Origin of the sequence: Thiohalophilus sp. (genome assembly GCF_031581315.1) — a bacterium.
In the GTDB taxonomy this organism is placed as follows: Bacteria; Pseudomonadota; Gammaproteobacteria; order UBA6429; family Thiohalophilaceae; genus Thiohalophilus.
Genome location: NZ_JAVLAZ010000115.1, coordinates 1 through 3,370, shown reverse-complemented (window position 1 = coordinate 3,370; position 3,370 = coordinate 1). Strand labels below are relative to the sequence as shown.

Annotated in this window: 5 protein-coding genes; 4 read left to right on the top strand and 1 reads right to left on the bottom strand. The window is 60.3% G+C overall.

The annotated features are described in order from the left end of the window. A partial coding sequence (locus tag RI563_RS12145) for a hypothetical protein (protein ID WP_310694649.1) occupies positions 1-615 on the bottom strand: 615 nt, incomplete at its 3' end. Between the two features lie 91 nt (positions 616-706). On the opposite strand from RI563_RS12145, the gene lptM reads away from it, so the two are divergent. Genes lptM through RI563_RS12125 form a run of 4 tightly spaced genes read left to right on the top strand, consistent with a single transcriptional unit; the run spans position 707 to position 3,199 of the window. Beyond that, a complete protein-coding gene (gene lptM / locus RI563_RS12140) occupies positions 707-844 on the top strand; it encodes an LPS translocon maturation chaperone LptM (RefSeq protein ID WP_310694648.1) in 138 nt (45 codons plus the stop codon). A gap of 4 nt (positions 845-848) precedes the next feature. After that, a complete protein-coding gene (lysA, locus tag RI563_RS12135) occupies positions 849-2,096 on the top strand; it encodes a diaminopimelate decarboxylase (RefSeq protein ID WP_310694647.1) in 1,248 nt (415 codons plus the stop codon). Positions 2,097-2,100: 4 nt separating this feature from the next. After that, positions 2,101-2,772 (top strand): class I SAM-dependent methyltransferase, encoded by a 672-nt coding sequence (locus RI563_RS12130; RefSeq protein ID WP_310694646.1) that lies wholly within the window; start codon positions 2,101-2,103, stop codon positions 2,770-2,772. Positions 2,773-2,782: 10 nt separating this feature from the next. Continuing rightward, positions 2,783-3,199 (top strand): CoA-binding protein, encoded by a 417-nt coding sequence (locus RI563_RS12125; RefSeq protein ID WP_310694645.1) that lies wholly within the window; start codon positions 2,783-2,785, stop codon positions 3,197-3,199. The last annotated feature ends 171 nt before the right edge of the window (positions 3,200-3,370 follow it).

Sequence of the window (3,370 nt, the reverse complement as noted above, 5' to 3'; positions counted from 1 at the left end):
GTTGTCGGGACGGGCGATCAGGCCGCTGGTGGTCAGGCTCAGGGCATATTCGGCGCGATCGACCATGGGCAGATAGGTGGCGCTGCCGTACACCGCGTCGACCCAGGGCAACCAGCCCTGGTGCTCGCGCGCCAGTTTCCAGACATCCACCCCGCGCGACTCATACAGACTGTAGACCGTGCGGGGCGACTGGCGTTCCTCCTGCAGATCCCGGTAACGACCGGTGATGCGATCCAGCTGATACGCCGTTTCCATCCCCACCAGGGTGGCCAGTCCGGTCCACTTGAGTACGCGGGCATCCACCTGCCATTCGTCGCCGCGCAGCTCGAAGCTTTGCGCCATCTGATCCGGATGGATGACATAGACCTGAAACCGTTGTGGACCGCGTTCCTCGAAACGCAGCCAGGCCACCGGCTGCTCCCGGGTCAATTGCTGATAGCCGTACAGGTTGAGCGCCACCGACCAGCTCAGGATCGCACCGCCGATCAGGACCAGTCCACCCAGGCTTTGCAGCGCGCCACGCAGGGGCTTGCGCCGAAATATCCGGGCGATACCACTTAGCAGCAGCACCACCCCCAGCAGGGAAATCAGCAAAATGATCAGCTTGGTCAGCATGGGCATTACCGGTTTTGAATGGGCGCGGACTCTGACATCCGCGCAACCTTCCGCGTATAATGCCACAAACCTTCGAGTAATGAGTCCGCCCATGCGCTTCTGCTGGCCACAAATCCTGTTTATCCTTCTGGTTATTGTCCTGGGTGTCGGCAGTATGCTGTCCGGCTGCGGCAAAAAGGGCCCCCTGTACCTGCCCGATCAGAACGAACAAACCCGACAGGCATCCTGAATCCATGGATCACTTCACTTATCGCGACGGCGAACTGCACGCCGAACAGGTGCCGCTGGCGGCCATTGCCGAACAGCACGGCACACCCTGTTACATCTACTCCCGCGCCACGCTGGAACGTCACTGGCGTGCCTTTGATCAGGCGCTGGGCGATCATCCGCACCTGATCTGCTATGCGGTCAAAGCCAATGCCAATCTGGCGGTGCTCAACCTGTTCGCGCGCCTGGGCTCCGGTTTCGATATCGTCTCGCAGGGCGAGCTGGAACGGGTACTGGCGGCCGGTGGCGATCCGGCCAGAGTGGTCTTCTCGGGTGTGGGCAAGCGCACCGATGAAATGCGCCGCGCACTGGAAGTGGGTATTCACTGTTTTAACGTGGAGTCCGAATCGGAGCTGCGGCGTCTCAACCAGATAGCCGGCGAGCTGAATCTCAGCGCCCCCGTTTCCTTGCGGGTCAACCCGGATGTGGACGCCCGGACCCACCCCTATATTTCCACCGGGCTGAAGGAAAACAAGTTCGGCATCGGCATCGAGCAGGCCCGGGCGGTCTATGCCCGGGCGGCCGATCTGGCGCATGTCACTATTATAGGCATCGATTGTCATATCGGTTCGCAGTTAACCGAGACTGCTCCGTTTCTGGATGCGTTGCAGCGGGTGCTGGCACTGGTGGATGAACTGGAACAGGACGGGATCCCGATCGAGCATCTGGATCTGGGCGGCGGACTGGGGATTCGTTACCACGATGAAACACCGCCAGAACCGGGCGATTATGCCGCGGCCCTGCGCGAACTACTGGCCGATCGGCCACAGACTATCCTGCTCGAACCCGGCCGCGCGATTGCCGGCAATGCCGGTGTGCTGATCACCCGGATCGAATACCTCAAGCAGACACCGGACAAGAACTTCGCCATTGTCGACGCGGCGATGAACGATCTCATGCGCCCGGCCCTGTACGACGCCTGGCAGGAAATTATTCCCGTCAAAACGCAAACCCACGGCGATCCCGTCTATTACGATGTGGTCGGCCCGGTCTGCGAGACCGGCGATTTTCTTGGCAAGGATCGCGCGCTGTCGGTGGCCGAAGGGGATCTGCTGGCGGTTCGCTCCTGTGGCGCCTATGGTTTTTCCATGAGCTCCAACTACAACACCCGCCCGCGCGCCGCCGAGATCATGGTCGATGGGGAGCAGATCCATGTAGTCCGCGAACGGGAAACTCTCCCGGAACTGTTTGCCGGAGAATCGGTGCTACCCTGAGGTAATGATGCAACGCACCCCTGAACCGGAACTGATGGACGAGGCCGAGCAGGCCCGCGCCTATGCCTGGGCCGACTTCGACGCACCGCACCAGTTTTTCATCGACTGTTTTCAGCAACGTTTTACCAACAAGCACCTGCATGGCAACGTGCTGGATCTGGGTTGCGGGCCGGCCGATATCAGCGTGCGCTTCGCCCGGGCCTATCCGCACTGTCATATTGATGGCATCGACGGCGCCGAAGCGATGCTGGCCGAAGGTCGCGAGCGACTGGCCCGGGAACAGCTCACTGAACGCATCCACCTCTACCGGGTCAATCTGCCACGGGACACGATTCCTGTGCCCGCCTACGATGTCATTATCAGTAACAGCCTGCTGCATCATCTGCACGATCCGCAGGTGCTCTGGCAGGCCGTTAAACAGCACGGGCGCCCCGGCACGCCGGTATTTGTCATGGACCTGCAACGTCCGGCCAGTCCCCAAGAAGCACGCGAGCTAATGGAACAGTATGCCGCCAGTGAGCCGCCCATCCTGCAACGTGATTTTTATCATTCGCTGTGCGCCGCCTTCACGCCGGAAGAGGTACGCCAGCAGTTACATCAGGTAGGCCTCGATTATCTTGAGGTAAAAAGCGTCAGCGACCGGCATCTGGTCGTACAGGGCCACCTGGGGGAGTAGACTTATCACTATGACTTTCACAAATCCCGGTCTTGAAGAAATTCGCACCCTGCTCGGCAGAATCCGGCATATCGCGGTGGTCGGCCTCTCACCCAAACCGGCCCGCCCCAGCCACCAGGTGGCCAGCGCGCTACAGCAGTTCGGCTACCACATTATTCCGGTGCGCCCGGCGGTGGACGACGTGCTCGGCGAGCCGGCCTACGCGAAGCTTGCCGACGTCCCCGGACCGATCGATCTGGTCGACGTGTTCCGCGCCCCGAATCAAATCGCGCCGCTCATCGACGTCTGCATCGAACGCAAACTGCCGGCTATCTGGCTGCAGGATGGCGTGATCAACGAGGCTGAAGCGCAACGCGCCCAAGACGCCGGTCTCACCGTGATCATGGACCGCTGCATTTACCGCGACTATATACAGCTGATGCGTTAAAGCGCAGCCAAACGCCGCCGGTTTGGTTACACTATCGTTAACATAAGCCAGCATGCAGATTTGGTTGATAGACAAAGCGGTCCTCCAGAGATTTCAATTACAAAACTCTGCGTCCTCTGCGTCTATTGCGCGATGTACAGGGATGTACAAGTGTCGCGGAAGGCAGGATGA

Coding starts and splice junctions, on each gene's coding strand:
- lysA (WP_310694647.1), top strand. CDS start 849: ATGGATCACTTCACTTATCGCGACGGCGAACTGCACGCCGAACAGGTG.
- RI563_RS12130 (WP_310694646.1), top strand. CDS start 2,101: ATGATGCAACGCACCCCTGAACCGGAACTGATGGACGAGGCCGAGCAG.
- lptM (WP_310694648.1), top strand. CDS start 707: ATGCGCTTCTGCTGGCCACAAATCCTGTTTATCCTTCTGGTTATTGTC.
- RI563_RS12125 (WP_310694645.1), top strand. CDS start 2,783: ATGACTTTCACAAATCCCGGTCTTGAAGAAATTCGCACCCTGCTCGGC.